Here is a 19,188-nt window from a genome sequence, read left to right on the forward strand (position 1 = left end):
TGTTCTTCCCTCTTCAGTGGAGGCAAGGCTCAATTCTCCCAAGGGCCTGCTCGTAGGCTTCGGCGTCGTCCACTTGGTCTTCCTCGTGTTCGCCCTGATCCTTTCCCTGCGGGGCGAGGCCTTCAGCGACACTTTCATCTATCGGGACTGGACCTCTGCCGGGTTCCGGGATGAGAACCTCAGCAGCGGGCCCAGCCCGTGGGTCTACCCCGTTCTGGCCTTGGTGCCTATGGCCATTGCGGGCTTGGCTGGACCCGGTCCGTTCTTCTTTCTCTGGGTGCTCATGATCACCCTGCTCAACGGAGTCGCTCTCGCCAAGCTCACGGGACGGGGCCGCCGTCGCGAGGCTATCCCGGCGGGATGGTGGTGGCTGGTCTTCGTCTTCATCATGGGTTGGCTAGGATTCGCCCGGGTGGACGGATTGACTGCCCCCATTGTGCTGATCGCCTTGGCGTACGGGGTGTCGAACCCTTTCATTGCCTCGACCCTCCTGAGCGTTGCCACCTGGATGAAGGTCTGGCCGGCTGCCGTCATGCTTTCTTTGTTCACCGTGGTCAAGCAGAGAACCAAAGTGGTGGCTGCCGGAATTCTCACCAGCGTCTTAGTCGTCGCGCTCACGGCTGCCGTAGGTCAACTGCCGAAGCTCCTTAACTTCCTGACCCAGCAAGGCGATCGTGGCATGCAGTTGGAAGCCACCTTCACCACTCCATGGTTGTGGCTCTCGGTCCTCCATGTGGGTGACTCGAGAATGTACATGAACACCGACATCAACTCGATGCAGGTGGATGGACCTGGCACGGCCTTCATGTCGTTCCTTATGCAGCCCCTTCTTGTCCTGGCCGCCATCCTGGTTGCCGCCCTGACCTTCTGGGCACTGCACAACGGCAAGCGAACCGGCGGGGCGGACCGCACCGAATTGTTGCTGGCTGGATCCCTGACCATGGCCACGGCTTTCGTCGTATTCAACAAGGTCGGGTCACCCCAGTTCATGGTGTGGCTGGCGCCTGCTGTCGCCGTCGGGCTTGCCCACAGCTGGAAGGAATGGCGGGTTCCCGCGGCGATGCTCATCGCCATTGGGGTGGCCACATACTTCATCTACCCCCTCTTCTATGACGCACTCAGCCACAACAACCCTTGGATGGCGCTGGTCTTGACGGTGCGCAATGTCCTGCTGGTGGTCCTGTTCTGCTGGTCCGTACGCCGCCTGTACCTTTTGGGCAAGAAGATCCCGGCCAACGAACCGGCCGCCGCTGCCAAGGAGTCCTGAGATTTCCGTTCGATTCTTTGCCGGGCTGGCCCGCGTGCGCGACGCCGCCCTGCCGCCTGCCGCCGTCGCCTGGTTCGGCCGTCCGTCGAGCGTTTGGTGGGGTTTCGCCGCCATCCATCTCTATTTCCTCGGCTGGATGGCAAGCTTCTTCCTGTCCGGAAACACGTTCAGCGACACGGAGCAGTACCGCCAGTGGGCGATCACCGGCTACAACCCCGCAGATCTCCACGGAGCGATCAGTCCCTGGGTATACCCGGTCCTCGCCCAGATTCCGATCTTCCTGGCCAACATCGCGGGCCCGGGTCCATACCTGCTGGTGTGGACGCTGATCATCACCGCACTCAATGCCGCCGGCTTGTTCATCTTGACCCGCGGCCCGCGCAGGACAACGGGAATTGCCCCTGCCTGGTGGTGGCTGTTCTTTACCGCTTTCATGGGCTACCTCAGCTTCGCCCGCGTGGAGGGCATCACGGCACCCATCGTGTTGGTCGCGCTGCTCTATGCCGCCACCCGGCCCGTGGCGGCCGGCATCCTCCTCAGCATCGCCACGTGGATCAAAGTCTGGCCGGCCGCCGTTCTGGTGCCCATCATCATCGCGAGCCACCGCAGGCTGCGGATCATCGCCTGCGGCGCCGCCGTAACTGCCGCCGTCGCACTGGGTACCTACGTTTCGGGGGGCCTCCCGCATATCCTCGACTTTTTAACCAACCAGGGCGAACGCGGCATGCAACTGGAAGCCACGTTCTCAACCCCCTGGGTCTGGTTGAGCGTGCTCAACATCGGCGGCTCCAAAATCGCAGACAACGTCGCCATCAATTCCACCGAGGTGTACGGGCCTGGAGCCAATGTGGCGGCATTCATGATGCAGCCGCTCTTGGTGCTTGCCGCCGTCGCCGGCTCCGCCCTTTTGCTTTGGGCGCTTCGGCGGGGTGCCGAAGCGGAAGAGCTGTTCCTCGAGGGCGCCCTCATGATGACCACGGCGTTCATCGTGTTCAACAAGGTGGGCTCGCCGCAATTCATCATCTGGCTCGCGCCGGTGGTTATCGCCGGGCTGACCCACGACTGGAATCGTTGGCGGGTTCCTGCCGCGCTCCTGATGGGGATCGCCATGACGACTTTCGTGATCTACCCGTTGTTCTACACGCCGCTGATCCATGCCAACCCCGTGATGGCAACGGTGCTCACCACCCGGAACGTGCTTCTGGTTGTCCTGCTCTGGTGGTCCGTGCAGCGGACCTTGGAACTGGGCCGCAAGTCCGGCGCAAGAACCGCTATTCAGAGCGCCTGAGCCGCCGCTCAAGCCTGCGGAGCAGTTGCGCAGGGGTGGAACGGATCAACAGTCTGCGCGTGTGGACGTCCAACACCATCAGGTAGACGGTGAATCCCAAGGCCACGAGGAAGGACAGGGAGGACACTTTGACGTTCAGTTCCACGAAGGACAGCACCGAAATCTGGTCCTGGGCGCCGAAGGCCACGAAAAACGTGACCGCGACATAGAGGGACTTGATCTGCCAGTCGTCCCTGATGCCTGTGACCGCGAGCAGCGGGATGAACCACAGGATGTACCACGGCTGGATAATCGGAGAAAGCATGACGACGGCGGCAAACGCCAGGGCCGCGCGTCTCACCAGCCGTGAATAGTCGCCGCGGAACATCAGTAACACCACCAGCCCGATTCCGGCCCACTTCATGAGGGTCCGGAGCCCAGTGGCGACGGTGGATCCCGGCAGGCCCAGGAGATTGGCGATCACCTCGACCTGCTGGCCGAGGAAGCCCGAAGGCGAGTATCCCGTGTAGCCGGGTGTCGGGTCGAGGATGGCCCAGACCCATCCAAAGCCAAGGTTGTACGGAATTCCGCTCACTGCCAGGACGGCAAAGCTGATACCCGCCGTCGCGCCCCAGAAAAAGAACTTGCGGGCCCAACTCGCTGCCGGACCCGCCCACATGAGGCCTATGAAAGGCAAGAGAAGTACTGTGATCGGCTTGATGCCGATGGAAGCCGTGACCAGCAGCAGCCCGGTGATGTGGCGCCCGGTTGCTGCAAAGTACATGCCGGCCACCGCCAGGCCCACCATGAGGGCATCGTTGTGGGCGCTGGCGACGAAGCTGATGAGAAAGAGCGGGTTGGCCACGGCGATCCACAGAGCGCGGCCGGGATTGATCCCGTGCAGCTCGGCGAGCCTGGGAACATACACCACGCAGAGCAGCACTCCCACAGTCGCAAGAACGCGAAAGAGCAAAACGGAAAAATCGGGCTGGGCGTCGGTGATGCCCACCACCCACCTGGCAAGCCACAGGAAGTACGGTCCGTACGGCGTCTTGGCTTCCGCCCAGGCAGGATCAGCGCCCAGGGAAAACCAGTTGCTGAGCGAGGAAATCCCCGCGGTGTAGGGGTTCTGGCCTTCCAGTACCAGCCTGCCCTGGCCGGTGTAGGCGTACACGTCGCGCGAATAGATGGGAACGGCAAACATCAGGGGCGCCGCCCACGCCGCAACAGCGAGAACCACGGATCTGAGCGAGCCAGGCCCCCAATCCTTGAGCCTTTGCCCGAGCCTCAACCATGACCTGACCAGAAGCATGGCCCCTGCCGTCAGCAGGATGGTGGAGGTCGTCACGCCCCAACCCTCCGTGCGCAGGGCGATGACAAGGGGATGCCTGAACATGGGCGAGCCGTTGGCGATCCAGCCGGCACCGATCGAGCCGACGAAGATCATCAGGGATCCAAAAAATCCTTGCCAGATTGCCACATAGGCCTTGATCTGGCCGGGGGTGCCGACGCCGATGCGCGCGGCTTCCGGGGAATACAGACTCGCGGCGGCCTTCTCCGACAGCGCTGCGGGTTCCTTTGCCTCATCCCGGCTATTTGAGGTGCCCACGCCCGTTCCGCCTGCCGTCATGATAATTCCAGTCCCTACGTACATTGGTCCAGCTCATCGAGGCAGGCAACAACCGCTCGACAACGGCCCAGTTTACCAGCCGCGATAAGCCGCAGACGCGGAATGGAGCGCCCCGCCACCCTTCCTGTGCGCCCGAACGGTAGGCTGGGCGGGTGCCTATTACTAATGAACGCATCGTCTGGATCGACTGTGAGATGACCGGTCTCGACTTGGTAAACGACGCCCTGATCGAGGTCGCGGCCTTGGTCACCGATTCGGAGCTGAACATCCTGGGTGATGGGGTCGACGTCGTCATCAAACCCGAAGACGCCGCGCTTGAACAGATGAACGACTTCGTGCGCGACATGCACACCCGTTCGAAACTCCTGGACGAACTCCCGCACGGCAAGACCATGGCCGAAGCCGAAGCGATCGTCCTGGAGTACATCGAGAAGTGGGTACCGGATCCGAAGAAGGCACCGCTGGGCGGCAACTCAGTCGGAACCGACCGGATGTTCCTCGCGCGGGACATGCCCAACATCGTCGAACACCTCCACTACCGGGTCATCGACGTCAGCACCATCAAGGAACTCTCGCGCCGATGGTTCCCCCGCGCATATTTCCAGTCGCCCGCCAAACACGGTGGCCACCGTGCACTTGGTGACATCAGGGACTCCATCGACGAACTGCGCTACTACCGCGAGGCCGTGTTCGTCCCGGCCCCTGGTCCTGATACGGCAACGGCACAGAAGATTTCCAAGCAGATTGCAGCCGGACCGGAGACCCCGGAAAGCACGTGATCTGCGGCACCTTTTCGGGAATTTTCAGCCAAACGGTCAAAAGTGGCAAAAGCACCCCCAAAGACGGGGTATAGTTTTTGTCGTTGCCTTCGCAGCTAACGGGTCATTCCGAAAGCATAAAAGGCTCATGGTGGGCGTAGCTCAGTTGGCAGAGCGCCTGGTTGTGGTCCAGGAGGTCGCGGGTTCAACCCCCGTCGCTCACCCTCATGAGATTGGTAGCAGTTTATCGATCGCAGCCAAAGGCCGTACTGGTTATCCAGTGCGGCCTTTGTTTTGTTCCGGCCGATTTCGGCCATTCCAGACCCGAGAACCAGAGGAACACCTGACATGACCGTCCTGCCAGTCACCATCTGGGGCGAGCCCGTGCTTCACCGCCGGGCGAGCGAGGTGGAAGAGTTCGACGACGAGCTGCGCACCTTGATTGCCGACATGTTCGAGACGAACGAAGCCGCCAACGGCGTCGGGCTGGCCGCACCCCAGGTGGGGGTCGGCAAACGCATCTTCATCTTCAAATACGCGAACGAGGACGACGCGCCCGACGAAGGCGTCCTGGTGAACCCGGTCCTCACCCTCTCCAAGATCCCCGGCGCCCTTCCCGATCCTGAGGAAGACGTCGAAGGCTGCCTGTCGTTCCCCGGGGAGCACTACCCGCTGCAGAGGGCCGAATGGGCCCGCGTCCAGGGCTTCGACGGCGACGGCAAACCGGTGGATTTCGTGGCAACAGGCTGGTTCGCGAGGGTCATGCAGCACGAATTCGACCATCTTGACGGCAAGCTCTATGTGGACCGCCTGGCTGACCGCTATGCCAAGAAAGCCATGAAGCAGGCCAAAAAGAACGGCTGGGGAGTTCCCGGGCTGAGTTGGATGCCGGGTGTTGACCCGGACCCCTTCGGACACTGAGCGATGACCGGCATCGCGCAGGACGAATTGTTCAAGCTTCTCGACATCCATGGCGAGGACGCTTTGGCGTGTGCCTCGCTGCTGGCGTCAGCTCCCGGAGACGGAACGCGACAGGCCCTTGCCAGCCTTCACGCACGCCTGGGCGCCTTTCCAAGCAGGTCTGCCTCCGCGGATGGCTGCACGGAAACGGACTGGATCGAAGCGCTCCTGCGCTTCGCACCGGTAGTCCACCGCTATCATCTTTCCCTTGGCATCCTGCCGGAGTCCTCCGCCGCGATCCTGGCCGATGTGGGACTGAACCTTCGTATCAACCGACGGGTTCATGGGCGCTTCGGCTTGGACACGTGGGCGTGGCTGACCTTCCACATGGCCGGAAACATCTTCCGGATCGGCCGCTTGCAATTCCACCTTGTGCGCGGCGACGCGGGAGGCTCCGCTGCCGTTAGCGACTCCTGGGTGCTGGGCGTACACATCCCCGAGGATGGCGGCCTCTCCCCTGCCGTCGTGGACACGAGCTTCAGTCAGGCCAGGGGGTTCTTCGAGCGATACTTCCCGGACAAGGCGGTCTCCGTGGCGAGCTGCGACTCCTGGATGCTGGATCCCTACCTTGCGCGGAAACTGCCGGACAGCAACATCGCCGCTTTTGCCCGCCGATTCACCCTGGACCGCTGCTCAGACGCTCCGGGCGACGCTGTCTACTTCACCTTCCGGCAGCGTGGCTTGGAAAACCTCGATCGGCTCCCCCGCGAGACCTCGCTCCAGCGGGTGGTGCTGGAAAGGATCGACGACGGCGGGGTCTGGCAGCTTGGACACGGCCACTTGGTGCTTCCCCTGGCGCGGAGGAACCACGCCTGACGCGGCCGCCCCCGCGCCCTCAGGCGGCTACATCGCCCTGATGGTCCGCTGACCGGGGCACGAGTCCAGGACGCGCCTCATGGCGTCTTTCTCCGCCTGGGTGACCCAGAGCCGGTACGCGGCTTTGACGGAAACCTGCCGGGCTACGTAATGGCAGCGAAAGCCCTTGTTGGCAGGGAGCCAGCTCGCGGCGTCGCTCGCGCCTTTCTTCACGTTGGCGGGACCGTCAACGGCAATGAGGTTGAGGGGGTCATTGGCGAGGCTTTGGCGCTGTTTGGCGGTGAGCTGCTGGGCGCCCTTCTGCCAGGCATCCCCGAGAGCCACCACATGGTCGATCTGTACGGCTGAGCTGCTTTCGGAGCCCCTGCGGAAATGGATGTCCTGCCCGATGTATGGCTCACGTAGCTCCCCGGAAGCGATCCTGCATTTGGAGTCTGCCGTGAACTCTGCCGCCGTAAGATCCCGCCTCAGGATGTCGTTCCTGGTATCGCAGCCGTTTCGGTCGACGTCGAGCCACGCCTGGCCGAATTCGTTGCGGTCGTAGTTGTCCTTGGCTGCACGCCCTTTCACAGGAAGCGCGTCCAAGGCATCAACGGCCGAACCGACCGGTACCGGCTGAACAGCTTCCACCGGCTTCATCCAGTTCGGGTCGAAGACCGGAGCTTCCGTTGGTCCGTTGACCGGGTCCTGGCCAACTGCGAACTGTCCGTTGCTGAAGAACCACCCAATGCCGGCAAGTCCACCCGCGATGATCAGAATCACCAGCACCCAGGCCTGCCGGGACTGGCGGCGGGCGCGTCGATAGACGGCCCAGGTGGTGCTCAAGGGATTGCGTCCTTTCGGGGAGGAATACGTCCCTTGAGACTAGATGAGGCGTTGACAGCCGATGCCGATATCCACAGTGTGGAGGACAAGTCACGGTGTCGGAATAATCACAGCGCAGGACAACGTCTGCCCCACGGGTCAGCGCGCAACCCGCTGCTGCGGCGCCTTACTGCTCCTTGGTGACGCGTTTCAGGTCTTCGGCTGCCAGCTCCAAAAGGGACCCCAACTGGATGACTCGGTCCTCGGAGATATCACCCGCAGCATGCGCGGCTTTGGCTTGGTCAAGCAGGCGCTGGGCTTCTTTAAGGTTGGCGCGCGCCACGTCCAAGGCGTGTTCCAGCGTTGTTTCGTGTTCCAGAATCTTTTCGCTTTCCATGCGTCCATTCTGGTCAGGTTTCCCGGCTGATACCAGCGCATCAGCCGGGAAAACCCTGTGTCTTTCCTGGCCTTGGCCAGGGCAGGCTAGACCCCGGCAGGCTCCAACGTTGCCTTCGGCTCCAGGTCAACGGCGACACTGCGTGCCGGGAACGACGGCGGGTTCACGCCGGCCATTTCCTCCATGACGCGCACTACCTGGCAGGAGTAGCCGAATTCGTTGTCGTACCAGACGTAGACCACGAGGTTCTTGTCGTTGGCGATGGTGGCCAGGCCGTCCACGATGCCCGCACGGCGGGAGCCGACGAAGTCCGTGGAGACGACCTCGGGTGAGTCGATGAAGTCGATCTGCTTGCGCAGCTCCGAGTGCAGGGACATCTCGCGAAGGTAGTTGTTGACTTCCTCCTTCGTGGTTCCCTTTTCAAGGTTCAGGTTCAGGATCGCCATCGACACGTCAGGGGTGGGAACGCGGATCGCGTTGCCGGTCAGCTTGCCCTGCAGTTCCGGGAGGGCCTTCGCCACCGCCTTGGCCGCACCTGTTTCGGTGATGACCATGTTCAGGGCGGCCGAGCGGCCGCGGCGGTCGCCCTTGTGGAAGTTGTCGATCAGGTTCTGGTCGTTCGTGAACGAGTGCACCGTTTCCACGTGTCCGTGGATGACGCCGAACTTGTCGTTGAGTGCCTTGAGCACGGGAGTGATGGCGTTCGTGGTGCACGAAGCCGCGGTGACGATCGTGTCCGTGTCCTCGATGGAGGAGTGGTTGATGCCGTGGACGATGTTCTTCAGCTCACCCTTGCCCGGAGCCGTGAGCAGCACGCGCGCGACACCCTTGCTCTGCAGGTGCTGGGACAGGCCCTCGGCGTCACGCCAGCGGCCCGTGTTGTCGACCACCAGGGCATCCTTGATCCCGTAGGCCGTGTAGTCGACGGTGGAGGGGTTGTCCGAGTAGATGACCTGGATCTGGACACCGTTGGCCGTAATCGTGTTGCCGGCCTCGTCCACGCGGATGGTGCCCTCGAAGGAACCGTGCACGGAGTCGCGCCGCAGCAGGCTGGCGCGCTTGACGAGGTCGTTCTCGGCGCCCTTGCGGACCACGATGGCGCGCAGGCGCAGGCCGTGCCCGCCGCCGGCCTTTTCGATCAGGAGGCGCGCCAGCAGGCGGCCGATGCGGCCGAAACCGTAAAGAACGACGTCGGTGCTGGTCCGGTCGTCCGCGCCGCGGCGCCCCACAACCCCGGCAAGTTCGGCGCGGAGGAAGTCTTCCAACGGCGTTCCCGGGGCCTCGGCCTTGTACTTCTCGTTCAGGCGGGCGATGTCGATCGCGGCGGCCCCGAGTTCAAGTTCGGCCAGCGTGTTCAGTAGCGGCGCGGTTTCCTCGAGCAGGAGTTCGTCCTTGCTCATCCGGCGCGCAAAACGGTGGGCTTTCAGGATGTTCATCGACGACTTGTTGATGAGGCTGCGCCCGTGGATGCTCGTCACCACGTTGTTCTCACGGTACAGCCGGCCGATCACCGGAATCATGGCCTCGGCCAGCGCTTCGCGGCCCATCCACGTATCAAGACAAGAATCTGATGACTGGCTCACAGAACTACCTTCCTAGGGTCAGCTACATACGTCCTCGTACGTAGATGGCGGCCGCCCGGAGTAATCCTGCGGCACTGGCATCGGCGGGACTTCGGTCTGCCCGGACACCTCGAACGCTGCAAAGAAAAACCGCCGGCTGCGAACGCAGAACCGGCGGTGGAACTTCTACGTTCACTGTCCATTCTAAGGTCTGGCACGGGACCTCTTGGCCGCCGGAATGCGTGAATTCACTCACACACGGCTGAGGGATGGGTTGACCGATACGCCGGGTTCTGTGCTTACCTGCCCTTGACCTGCGGAAACGTTTCGCGGGGCGTCACTGGGGTGTTGGGAGAATCAAGCCGTCGCTGAGCGCTGACGCCCGGGTGTCGTCGTCCGGGAACATGTGGGCGTAGGTGTTCAAAGTCTCGTGAGCGTCCTTGTGTCCGAGGCGGTGCGCGACGGCGACCGGGGACATGCCGCCCTGGATCAGGATGCTTGCGTGGTAGTGCCTGAGCTGGTGCCAGCCGTCGCCTATGTCGCCGTGCTTGGCCTCGCGGATGGTCTCGCGGACTTCCCGCCAGATGTCACTGGCAGTGTTCCGGAGGATCGCCCCGCGGAAGGTGTTGCCGAACACGAGGCCGCCGGCGTTGGCCGGGCCTTCCTTGAGGGTCTTGAGGAGTTCCACGGTCGCGGGTCCGATGGCGATGCTGCGGATGCTGGAGCGCGTCTTGGGCGGCCCCCACACTGGTGTGCGGGAGTTCGTGCCGATGAACTGCCGGTCCACGCGGACCGTGCCGGTGCGCAGGTTCACCCTGTCCCACGTCAGTCCGCGCATTTCGCTGCTGCGCATCCCCGTGGCAGCACAAAAGGCCACCATCGGCCGGTAGTGAGCCTGCATGGTGTTGGCGATGCGCTGCACCTGTTCCGTGGGCAGGGGGACGATGGGGACGTGTTCGATTTTGGGCATGCGGATGCCGACGCATGGGGATGCGTCTAGGTGGCCGTCGAGCACGGCGGCTTTCATCATTGACGCCAGGTACCCGTAGCTGACCTTGACGGTTGCTGGGGCGAGTGTCCGGGACCAGGTGAGGACGGCGGCTTGGACTTCCTGTCTGGTGATGTCTTCGAGCGCCCTGCCGGTGAAGGAGGGGAGCACGTCGTTGCGCATCCGCCGGTCGATGTTCACCCGGGAGGAGTCGCGTTGGTGGATCTGTTGTTCCTGCCACGATGCCGCGTAGTCCTCGAACAGGGTCCGGCGGGCGTCCACAGGCCGGTACACGCCTTTATGGAGGTCTCCGCGTACTTCGTCCAGCTTGGCTTGCGCGGCGGCTTTCACAGCGAAGCTGGCGCTACGACGGCGGCCGTCAGGTTCGATCCAGTTGACACGCCAGCGCAGGCCCTGCCCGTAGCGGTCGGTGCGTGTTTTATCCTTCCTTTGCCAGCGGTCTTCTATGGCGGCCATGTCAGGCTACGTGTGGGTCGTCGTGGTGTTGGGCTTCGTGTTGGGCGGCTATGAGTTCTTTGGCCATGTTCTGCAGGATCGCCCGGGAGGATGCGGGTAGGTTACCGGCCCCGGCGAGCACCAGCGCGTCACTGGTGGCGTCTTCGACTTCCAGGCCGAGGGACACGGCGCAGGCCATCACCACTTCGGTAATGGACACGCCCAAGCCGCGGGCGAGCCCTTGGATGGTGTTGGCTTTGGGGAACGCGTCGATGCCATCCGCGATGATCTGCTGCAGCCGTCTCGGCGTAGGGTCGCCACCGCAGGCGTCGGACAGGGACGCTATGGTGCGTCCGGCTCGTTTGGATTCTATGAGTCGGCGTAATCCGCGTTCGCCTTTGGGGCCGCCGCCGGTCGTGGGCACGGCCGCCATTACGCCGGTGTCCGCGGACCATGACCAGCCGGCTTGTTCGCCGGGCCAGAGCTCGGTGAGTACGGCTTGTACGTCTTCGCGTCCGGCGGCGGCGAATTCCTCTCCGGATACGCCGACGACGCGGGCCATGCGGGCGAGTGTTTCGGCGGGCGCGACGATGTGGATCGATTGTCCTTGGCCGATTGCCTGGTAACCGTTGACGATGTTGCGCCAGCGGGTGTCTGACATGCCGGCTAGCTCGGCTGCTTTTCGTGCTGACATGCCCTTACGTCTTTGGGCGTCTTGCAGGAGCTTCCCCTCGGGGGTCTGTAGCGTGTTCATTCAGCTATCCTTTCTGTGAAATACCTGATAGTCAATGTTCGCATTCTATCGCGTGAGATTGCATTTTTCCTGAGCGAATTAATCCAATCATTTGTTTTATAAGTTCGCGTTGTCAACAGTAGTTCGCGAACTACAACCGTGTAATTCCGAATCCCGCATTTATTACGCAGATTTTCCCTAGTTTCCCAAGGATTCCCCAAGGTTACCCCAAGGACTCATGCAAACATACTTGCAGTTCGCATGAGTGTGGGCCTATATTTAGTCCACCGAACGGAGGTAGTTAGCGCGGACCACCCGTCAGGGGGCGGAGAACCGGCACTGCCGAACAAGGGGAAAAGGAACTGCCTGCAATGAACGAAAACGACGCCCCGGGTCTCGGGCGCTCGAACACAGCAACAGCCACCGACGTGCTGCTCATGCACGCCTACCACGAATGCGAAGACGGACAAAACACCGCAGCATGCGGGCACCGCTTCGGTTCCGACCGGATCGACCCAACCGGCATGCACGTAGAAACCTGCGGCGTGTGCCTGGACTTCATCAAACTCCCATGCGGAAGGTGGCACAGCATGACCCGAGAACCCGACCTCACCGCCATGCAGGCCGCAGAAGAACTGCAGGTCTGCGCCAAAACGGTCCGCACACTGTGCGCCCAGGGCAAGATCGTTTCCTACCGCGTCGGAGTCACGCCCGGCAGCCGGACGGCACCGATCCGCATCCGGCGCCGCGACCTCGAAAAGTACAAGGACTCCCAGCAGGGACCGTCCCGCCGATAACGCGAAGCGGTCCGTTTCATGCAGCCGGGACGGACCAAAACGCAACCACCCCACCCACCCCTTTAGGAGAAAACCCCATGTCACTCAAATCATTTTTTTTGCCACGCAAGGTAGTGCCGCTACCCACGGACGCGAAGTCAACGGTAATGGACGCAGAAGCACGCCGCCTGCACTTCCGCGCGGCCCTCGAAAACGCCCACAAAGACATCGTCATGGCGTCCGCCAGGCTGGAGCTCATCGGCACGGCACCGGCCGCTGACGACGGTGAACGTTGGGAACGCGCCCGCGCCGCCGTGAAGATCCTGCAGAGGGCCGTCTGATGTCCTCCCATGCCTCAGAGGAACGCAACACCAAGCGGGCAGCCGCACGCCGCCGGCTACTGTCCGAAATCAAAAAGGCCGTCCGCACCATCGAACGCGACATCGAGGCCCGGGACGCCCTGATCCGCCAGGCCGTCGCCGCCCGCGTCCCCCGGCAGGACATCATGGCCGCCACGGGCCTGTCCCGCTCCCGCATCTACCAGATCGCGACCGGCACCGACGCGCCGGAAAGTTCGCATAAGTAAGACCTTGCGCGAAGTTCGCATGTGCAATACGCTGAACATACAAAGCAGCCCGGACCGACCAAAGGAGAACATGATGCGTTTCTATCGACTCACCCGCCCCGAAGCAGAGACCACTGTCCGGGCGCTCGTGTCGAACTTCTACGACGAAACCCCCGCCGGCCTGTACGAGGAAGCGGACTTCCAGGACCTGGCCGAACAACTGTCGTGGATCCTGCACGGCACCGTAACCGTGGGTACCATCGCCCCCGTCTATGACGCGTTCGACGAACTCGCCCAAATCGAGAACGGCACCCACCACCGCATCCGCCGCAACGGCTCCTTCACGCTGGACAACACCCCCGACCTGCTCGACATCGTGGACACCCAGCTCCGTGAAGGCATCTGGTTCCTGCTCCAGTACGCCGGATTCAAAGCCCGCACGGACACGACCACCGTTCCCGAGGCGCTGGCAGCATGAACCGCATCACCGGCCGCGTCCTCGGCCAACTGATCCTCGCCGGCATCCTGCTGATATTCCTGCTGGCCCCCACCGCATTTGTCACGCTGCTGACCGGCAGCGGATACTAAGGAGAATGAGAAAACCATGACCACAACCGAAGCGGAACGCGTAATTTCTACGCCCGCCACTTCCAAACGTGCGGCCAAGGCACCGGAGAAGGGCCTGGCGTTCACGCACAACGGGCACCGGTACAAGCTCGACGGGCTCCCCGTCACGGGCGTGACCACGCTTATCGGCGGGGGCATCCCCAAGCCGGCGCTCGTGCGGTGGGCGCCGCGGGTCGTGGCTGAATGGGTCACCGACCCGGACAACCGGCCGCGCCTCGACGAACTCCTGAAAGGTGACGCCGACGCGGCCATCCGCGAACTCAAGGAACTCCCCACCAAGGTCCGTGACGAAGCCGGAATCCGCGGCACCGCAGTCCACGCCCTCGCGGAAGCACTGATCCACGGCGGCGAAGTCGAAGCCCCAGAAGACATCGCCCCGTTCGTCGAAGGCTACGCCGAGTTCCTGGACCTGTGGCAGATCACCCCGCTCCTGACCGAGCGGCCATGCGCAAACCGCACCGACTGGTGGGCAGGGACCTTTGACCTGTTCGCCACGTCCCCGCTTCTGGCCGGTGGAAAGCCGATCCAGATCGACCTCAAGACCTCCAAGGGCGTGTACGGGGAAACCGCGTTGCAGACTGCCGCGTACGCCAAGGCCGAGTTCTATCTCGACAAGGACGGCAACGAGCAGCACATCCCGGAGATTGCAGCGACCTACGTCGCGCACGTCACCGCCGAAGGCACCGCACTGTACGAACTGGCGAGGGACCGGGAGCAGATCGAGCAGCACTACCAGATGTTCCTTGCCGCCGCATACATCCACAAGACCGCGAAACTCCGTGACGCGATCATCACCGAACCACTCACCCCAACCGAAGGAACCGAAGCAGCATGAGCGAAGTAGCCACCATCCAGCAGCCGGGAGCACTCGCCGCACCGGCAGTGTTCACTCAGACCGCGACCGCAACCACCCGCAACCTCGAAGCGTGGGCGTCCGAACTGACCCACGCCTATGCCATCGCCCAGACGATCTGTGGCACATCTTTTGTCCCGCAGCACTTCCGGGGGCAGCCCGAAGAATGCGCCGCCGCGATCCTTTACGGCGACACCCTCGGCCTCGCCCCCATGGTCGCCGTCCGCTCCATCTACGTCGTCCACGGCACCCCCGCCCTGTACGCCCAGGCGATGCACGCCATCGCAATCTCGAAGGGCCACGAGATTGAGCGCGTCTACGCCGACGAGGAGCGCGTCGAATTCCGGGCCCGCCGCCGCGGACAGCAGGCCTGGCAGAAGGTCGAGTGGACCATCGAACGCGCCAAGCGCGCCAAGTACACGTCTAACTCCAAGTACCAGGAAAACCCCATCGGGATGCTCACCGAGAAGTGCAAGGCAGAAGCCGCGAAACTCGTCGCCCCCGAAGCCCTGTCCGGTCTGAACTCCGTGGAAGAAATCGAGTTGGGCGACTACGACAACACCCCGCTCGAGCAGGTAGCCGAAGCGCCGGCCAAGCCGAAGCGCACCATCACCCGTAAACAGCAGCCCGCCCCCGCGCTGCCACCTGTGGTGAAGGAAGCGCCGGCCCCGGTCGAGGAACCGGCTGAGACGCCTGAACCTGATCGCCTGTTCGATGAAATCACCACCGCCCAGCTGACCAAGCTCAACATAATCCTCCACGAGCAGGGCCTCATGGAGCGCGAGGACAAGCTGACCTACCTGTCCAACTACCTTGGGCGGCCCATCACGTCGTCCAAGGAACTGACCAAGCAGGAGGCGCACCGCCTGATCGACGAACACGAAATGGAAGCAGCTTCCCGGTGACCCGGGCCATTTCGTTGGCCCTTCGTTGCAGCGGCGGGAAGGCAGTCTATGACGACTTTGCCGCCGCGAACCGGGTCGCCCAGCGAACCAATACCATCAGCCGGCGCACTGGCCGCACCACCCGAAAAGTCACGGCGTACCACTGCGCCGAACACAAAGGCTGGCATGTCACATCGCATACACCCAAGAAAGAACGGAAAGCAGCATGACTAACATCCTGACGATCACCGGCAATCTGACTGCCGATCCCGAGTTGCGCCGCACCCCGTCTGGCAGCCCGGTCACTAACTTCACCATCGCTGATACGCCGCGGACGAAGAACCCGCAGACGAACGAGTGGGTAGACGGGGAGACCCTGTTCATGCGTTGCGCGGTGTGGCGTGAAGCCGCTGAGAACGTGGCCGCGTCATTGACGAAGGGGATGCGGGTGACCGCGACGGGGAAGCTGAAGGCCCGCTCCTATGAAACGAAGGAGGGGGAGAAGCGTACCGCGATTGAGCTGGAAATCGAGGAAATAGGCCCTGCCCTCAAGTACGCGACGGCGAAGGTTACTCGCACCCAGGGCGACGGCCAGCAAGCCCAGCGCAACGGGGGCGCCCCGCAGCAATCAGGTAGCTGGGGCGGCCAGCCGCAGCAGTCGAGCGGTTGGGGCAGCACCCCGTCGGCGGCCGAGCCCGGTTGGGGCGAACCGAACTTCTAACCCAAGTCACCCCTGAAAGGAACCCGCACCATGAATGACCGTATCCCCTCCCCTGCAACCGCGACCCACCGTGACGCCGAAACCTGGCCGACCGCGAAGTCCAAGGCGAAGCGCCGGCACCTGACCCGCAAGAAGGTTGCACGGGCCGGGCAGGACAAACGCGACGCGGCGCAGCGCGGCGTCTAATGCACACCGTGCACCGGCCCGTGACCGCCACGCGCCTCGCGGTTGTAGCGGCGCAGACAGTGGACCCCCGATCCAAAACCGCTGTCTGCGCCCGCTGCGGCATCGACTTCAAACGCACCGTCCGAACCGACCGTCCCCTCAAACAAACCTGCCGCGACTGCCACCAAGTCGCCCCACGATTCGCACAAGGAGAAAACCATGACCACAACAATCCCAACCATTGCCCTACGCCCGCCCGTGACACTGCCCCGTACGCGGCCACGCCAGACCGTTAACCTCTGCCCCGGCTGCGGACACCCCGAAGTAGACAACCTGGACTGCAGGTGCGCCAAATGAGCGACCGCGACGAGTTAGACGCGATCCACGCCCACCTGCTGGCCGACGCCAAGCGGCAGCCAGAGTACGCCAACAACCAGGTGAGCGCCCTCTACGGCTACAGCGAAGGCGCGGAACACGCCCTCGACGTCGTCCGGCTCAAGGGTTACGTCAAGCACCGCACCATCACCACCACCGCCGAGGTGGATGCGCTGCCTGATGGGAGCATCATCCGCACCTGTTTCGGTATCGCCGTAACCATCTACCGCGCCCACCGGATCTTGACCGCAGAGGGCTTCCACCACGCTGTCAAGCACGGCCCCGCAACCGTCCTGTTCGAACCGGAGGAAGGAACCCTTACATGACACTCACGATTACGGACATGTTTTGCGGCGCCGGTGGCAGCAGCACGGGTGCCATCCAGAATCCGGGCATCAGCGTGAAGACCGCCCTGAACCACTGGCAGAAGGCACTGGACTCGCACAACGCGAATCACCCGGACACGATCCACGTCCAGGCTGACATCAAGGAAACCGACCCTAGATACATCGGCAACTCGGACATCCTCTGGGCGTCCCCTGAATGCACTAATCACTCCGTGGCCAAGGGCAAGAAGCGCATCACGAACCAAGCCGACCTCTTCGGGGACACACTCCCTGACGAAGCCGCCGACCGGTCCCGGGCCACCATGTGGGACGTACCCCGGTTCGCGGAAGTCCACCACTACCGGGCCATCATCACCGAGAACGTCGTGGACGCCGCCAAATGGGTCATGTTCGACGCCTGGCTGATGGCAATGACATCCCTCGGCTACGAACACCGCATCCAATACCTGAACAGCATGCACGCCCAACACGGCGGCCTGCCAGCCCCGCAGTCCCGCGACCGCATGTACGTCCTCTTCTGGAAGAAAGGCAACAAAGCACCCGACGTGGAGAAGTACTTCCGGCCCAAGGCCTACTGCCCGTCCTGTGACGAGGTTGTGGACTCGATGCAGGTCTTCAAGAAAGCCGAGCAATGGGGACGATACCGGGCCCAGTACGTCTACCGCTGCCCCAAGGCGTCCTGCAAGAACGCCGTCGTGGAACCTGGCTGGCTGCCCGCATCCCACGCCATCGACTGGTCACTCCGTGGGGAACGCATCGGGGACCGCAAGAAGCCACTGGCCGACAAGACCCTCGCACGGATCCGGGCAGGGCTCGCCAAGTACGGCAAGGAACCCGTCAGCATTGATTCAGTGCGCGGCTCGCAGATCATCAGCCCCGTCAACACCGAACCGTTCCAGACCCAGACGACCGCCTACACCCGTTCGCTGCTCGTGCCCGTCGAAGGCCGCGAAGGTAAAGAGGCTGCCCGGGTCAGCGATGCGCTGCGCACCCAGACCACTCGCAACGAGACCGGGCTGCTCACGCCGCCGCGGACGCACATGCTGATGGAGTATTACGGCAATGGGCAGATGCACGCCACTTCCAAGGCGATCCCGACGATCACCACGCATGACCGGTTCGCTATGATCACCACTCTCCGCGGCACGAACGCGCCCAAGGATGTGGGGCAGCCGCTCGATACGTTCGCCGCCAACGGTCTCCACCACGGCCTGGCCGAATGGAAAGTACCCGAGGTGGACGACTGTGAATTCCGGATGCTCGAGCCGCACGAAATCAAAGCGGGCATGGCCTTCCCGAAGGAATACATCATGCTCGGCAACAAACGCGAGCAGGTCAAAATGGCTGGCAACGCCGTCACGCCACCAGCAGCAAGGGACCTTGTAGCCTGCATGGCAGAGACGCTGGTGGCAGCATGAGCGCTAACGTCGAGCCGCACGTGTTTCCTTCAAAGACGCATCCGGGCCAGTGGTTCTGGCTGGCCGCGGACGGGAAGAACGGGTGGGCGTCGGACCAGGCGACCGCTGAACGTCGCGCCGGGATCACCCGGGAATAAATCCATGACCATGACACCCAGCGGCGCGCGTGCACTTCGCACAGCGCCGCTGGTCTTATGCTTGATATCTACGCACTGAAAGGCCCGGAGAATAATGGCTTGGTTCAAGGTGGACGACAAGCTCCACACGTCTCGGAAGCTGATGAGCATCCCGCGTAAGTACCGTCTGGCGGCCCTGGGCCTGTGGACCATCGCAGGCTCATGGTCGGTGAGGCAGGATACGGACGGCTTCATTCCCGACTATGTGATTGAGGAGCTGGCCGGGTCGCAAGTGCATGTGAATGCCCTCGTGACCGCGGAGCTATGGATGCCTGCAGCGGGAGGCTGGAGGTTTGTCGTGTGGAGGAAGTCGCAAGATGGCGATTACCGTCCGAACATCCGCAAGACCGTCAGGCGGGCCGTAATGGAGCGCGACGGTTATCGCTGCGTGTTCTGCGGGGCACTAGATGGACTTTCCCTCGACCATATCGTCCGATACAGGGACGACGGTCCTGACTCCGAAGACAACCTGCGCGTGCTTTGCATGCCGTGCAATCTGGAGCGTGGCTGATGGCGTGGTTCAAGGTTGATGACGGATTTGCTTTTCACCCAAAGGCCATCGAGGCGGGCAACTCTGCGCTCGGACTGTGGGTCCGTGCCGGGGCATGGTGTGGCGCGAACCTCACGGACGGCGCACTCCCGA

The 19,188-nt window shown here is 63.0% G+C and carries 23 protein-coding genes and 1 tRNA gene; 18 read left to right on the top strand and 6 right to left on the bottom strand.

The features are described 5' to 3' along the window. Positions 1 to 16 precede the first annotated feature (16 nt). Together QRN59_RS20195 and QRN59_RS20200 are read left to right on the top strand one after the other, a co-directional pair. Positions 17 to 1,267, top strand: a complete 1,251-nt coding sequence (locus tag QRN59_RS20195; RefSeq protein WP_284984233.1) for a glycosyltransferase 87 family protein — start codon at positions 17 to 19, stop codon at positions 1,265 to 1,267. A 34-nt stretch (positions 1,268 to 1,301) separates the two neighbouring features. Then, on the top strand, positions 1,302 to 2,555 hold the full coding sequence (locus QRN59_RS20200; RefSeq protein ID WP_284984234.1) for a glycosyltransferase 87 family protein: 1,254 nt from the start codon (positions 1,302 to 1,304) through the stop codon (positions 2,553 to 2,555). Here the strand turns inward: QRN59_RS20200 and mptB are convergent. Next, entirely contained in the window at positions 2,539 to 4,164 is a 1,626-nt protein-coding gene (mptB, locus tag QRN59_RS20205) for a polyprenol phosphomannose-dependent alpha 1,6 mannosyltransferase MptB (protein WP_284984235.1), read from the bottom strand. The genes QRN59_RS20200 and mptB overlap by 17 nt on opposite strands. Positions 4,165 to 4,316: 152 nt before the next feature. Here mptB and orn point away from each other — a divergent pair, with 152 nt between their 5' ends. The 4 genes from orn (at position 4,317) to QRN59_RS20225 (ending at position 6,698) form a co-directional block, all read left to right on the top strand. Further along, positions 4,317 to 4,943 carry an oligoribonuclease gene (gene orn / locus QRN59_RS20210; RefSeq protein ID WP_284984236.1) on the top strand — a complete coding sequence of 209 codons (627 nt, stop codon included), beginning with the start codon at positions 4,317 to 4,319 and terminating at the stop codon, positions 4,941 to 4,943. Positions 4,944 to 5,073: 130 nt separating this feature from the next. Further along, positions 5,074 to 5,146: transfer RNA gene (locus tag QRN59_RS20215), tRNA-His, on the top strand. 124 nt (positions 5,147 to 5,270) lie between these two features. After that, positions 5,271 to 5,843: a peptide deformylase gene (gene def / locus QRN59_RS20220; RefSeq protein ID WP_284984237.1), complete on the top strand. Its 573-nt coding sequence runs from the start codon at positions 5,271 to 5,273 to the stop codon at positions 5,841 to 5,843. A gap of 3 nt (positions 5,844 to 5,846) precedes the next feature. Next, on the top strand, positions 5,847 to 6,698 hold the full coding sequence (locus QRN59_RS20225; RefSeq protein WP_284984238.1) for an acyltransferase domain-containing protein: 852 nt from the start codon (positions 5,847 to 5,849) through the stop codon (positions 6,696 to 6,698). A gap of 27 nt (positions 6,699 to 6,725) precedes the next feature. On the opposite strand, the gene QRN59_RS20230 is transcribed toward QRN59_RS20225, so the two are convergent. The 5 genes from QRN59_RS20230 to QRN59_RS20250 form a co-directional block, all read right to left on the bottom strand. Next, complete coding sequence (locus QRN59_RS20230; protein ID WP_284984239.1) at positions 6,726 to 7,523, bottom strand: HNH endonuclease family protein; 798 nt, start codon at positions 7,521 to 7,523, stop codon at positions 6,726 to 6,728. Between the two features lie 166 nt (positions 7,524 to 7,689). After that, entirely contained in the window at positions 7,690 to 7,899 is a 210-nt protein-coding gene (locus QRN59_RS20235) for a hypothetical protein (protein ID WP_284984240.1), read from the bottom strand. Between the two features lie 86 nt (positions 7,900 to 7,985). Next, positions 7,986 to 9,482 carry a glyceraldehyde-3-phosphate dehydrogenase gene (locus tag QRN59_RS20240; protein ID WP_284984241.1) on the bottom strand — a complete coding sequence of 499 codons (1,497 nt, stop codon included), beginning with the start codon at positions 9,480 to 9,482 and terminating at the stop codon, positions 7,986 to 7,988. 316 nt (positions 9,483 to 9,798) lie between these two features. After that, positions 9,799 to 10,926 carry a tyrosine-type recombinase/integrase gene (locus tag QRN59_RS20245; RefSeq protein ID WP_284984242.1) on the bottom strand — a complete coding sequence of 376 codons (1,128 nt, stop codon included), beginning with the start codon at positions 10,924 to 10,926 and terminating at the stop codon, positions 9,799 to 9,801. Position 10,927: 1 nt separating this feature from the next. Then, positions 10,928 to 11,659 (bottom strand): helix-turn-helix domain-containing protein, encoded by a 732-nt coding sequence (locus tag QRN59_RS20250; protein WP_284984243.1) that lies wholly within the window; start codon positions 11,657 to 11,659, stop codon positions 10,928 to 10,930. A gap of 350 nt (positions 11,660 to 12,009) precedes the next feature. On the opposite strand from QRN59_RS20250, the gene QRN59_RS20255 reads away from it, so the two are divergent. From QRN59_RS20255 to QRN59_RS20310, 12 genes are all read left to right on the top strand, one after another. Next, complete coding sequence (locus tag QRN59_RS20255) at positions 12,010 to 12,435, top strand: helix-turn-helix domain-containing protein (protein ID WP_284984244.1); 426 nt, start codon at positions 12,010 to 12,012, stop codon at positions 12,433 to 12,435. 146 nt (positions 12,436 to 12,581) lie between these two features. Beyond that, positions 12,582 to 12,755, top strand: coding sequence for a hypothetical protein (locus QRN59_RS20260; protein ID WP_284984245.1), 174 nt, complete (start codon positions 12,582 to 12,584; stop codon positions 12,753 to 12,755). Next, the gene (locus tag QRN59_RS20265) at positions 12,755 to 13,000 is read left to right on the top strand and encodes a hypothetical protein (RefSeq protein WP_284984246.1); all 246 of its coding nucleotides are present in this window, start codon (positions 12,755 to 12,757) and stop codon (positions 12,998 to 13,000) included. Before QRN59_RS20260 ends, QRN59_RS20265 begins: the two co-directional genes overlap by 1 nt. A 70-nt stretch (positions 13,001 to 13,070) precedes the next feature. Continuing rightward, a complete protein-coding gene (locus tag QRN59_RS20270; protein ID WP_284984247.1) occupies positions 13,071 to 13,457 on the top strand; it encodes a hypothetical protein in 387 nt (128 codons plus the stop codon). 126 nt (positions 13,458 to 13,583) lie between these two features. Continuing rightward, positions 13,584 to 14,441, top strand: a complete 858-nt coding sequence (locus tag QRN59_RS20275) for a hypothetical protein (RefSeq protein ID WP_284984248.1) — start codon at positions 13,584 to 13,586, stop codon at positions 14,439 to 14,441. Next, positions 14,438 to 15,364, top strand: a complete 927-nt coding sequence (locus QRN59_RS20280) for a hypothetical protein (RefSeq protein ID WP_284984249.1) — start codon at positions 14,438 to 14,440, stop codon at positions 15,362 to 15,364. Before QRN59_RS20275 ends, QRN59_RS20280 begins: the two co-directional genes overlap by 4 nt. 205 nt (positions 15,365 to 15,569) lie before the next feature. After that, positions 15,570 to 16,064: a single-stranded DNA-binding protein gene (locus QRN59_RS20285; RefSeq protein WP_284984250.1), complete on the top strand. Its 495-nt coding sequence runs from the start codon at positions 15,570 to 15,572 to the stop codon at positions 16,062 to 16,064. A 30-nt stretch (positions 16,065 to 16,094) separates the two neighbouring features. Next, positions 16,095 to 16,250 (top strand): hypothetical protein, encoded by a 156-nt coding sequence (locus QRN59_RS20290; protein WP_284984251.1) that lies wholly within the window; start codon positions 16,095 to 16,097, stop codon positions 16,248 to 16,250. Between the two features lie 332 nt (positions 16,251 to 16,582). Beyond that, positions 16,583 to 16,930, top strand: coding sequence for a hypothetical protein (locus QRN59_RS20295; RefSeq protein ID WP_284984252.1), 348 nt, complete (start codon positions 16,583 to 16,585; stop codon positions 16,928 to 16,930). Next, positions 16,927 to 18,369, top strand: coding sequence for a DNA cytosine methyltransferase (locus QRN59_RS20300; protein WP_284984253.1), 1,443 nt, complete (start codon positions 16,927 to 16,929; stop codon positions 18,367 to 18,369). The genes QRN59_RS20295 and QRN59_RS20300 overlap by 4 nt, the downstream gene beginning before the upstream one ends. Further along, positions 18,366 to 18,506, top strand: coding sequence for a hypothetical protein (locus QRN59_RS20305; RefSeq protein ID WP_284984254.1), 141 nt, complete (start codon positions 18,366 to 18,368; stop codon positions 18,504 to 18,506). The genes QRN59_RS20300 and QRN59_RS20305 overlap by 4 nt, the downstream gene beginning before the upstream one ends. A 94-nt stretch (positions 18,507 to 18,600) precedes the next feature. After that, positions 18,601 to 19,056 carry an HNH endonuclease gene (locus QRN59_RS20310; RefSeq protein WP_284984255.1) on the top strand — a complete coding sequence of 152 codons (456 nt, stop codon included), beginning with the start codon at positions 18,601 to 18,603 and terminating at the stop codon, positions 19,054 to 19,056. Positions 19,057 to 19,188: the final 132 nt, after the last annotated feature.

It is taken from the genome of Arthrobacter sp. efr-133-TYG-118 (assembly GCF_030209755.1).
GTDB lineage: Bacteria > Actinomycetota > Actinomycetes > Actinomycetales > Micrococcaceae > Arthrobacter.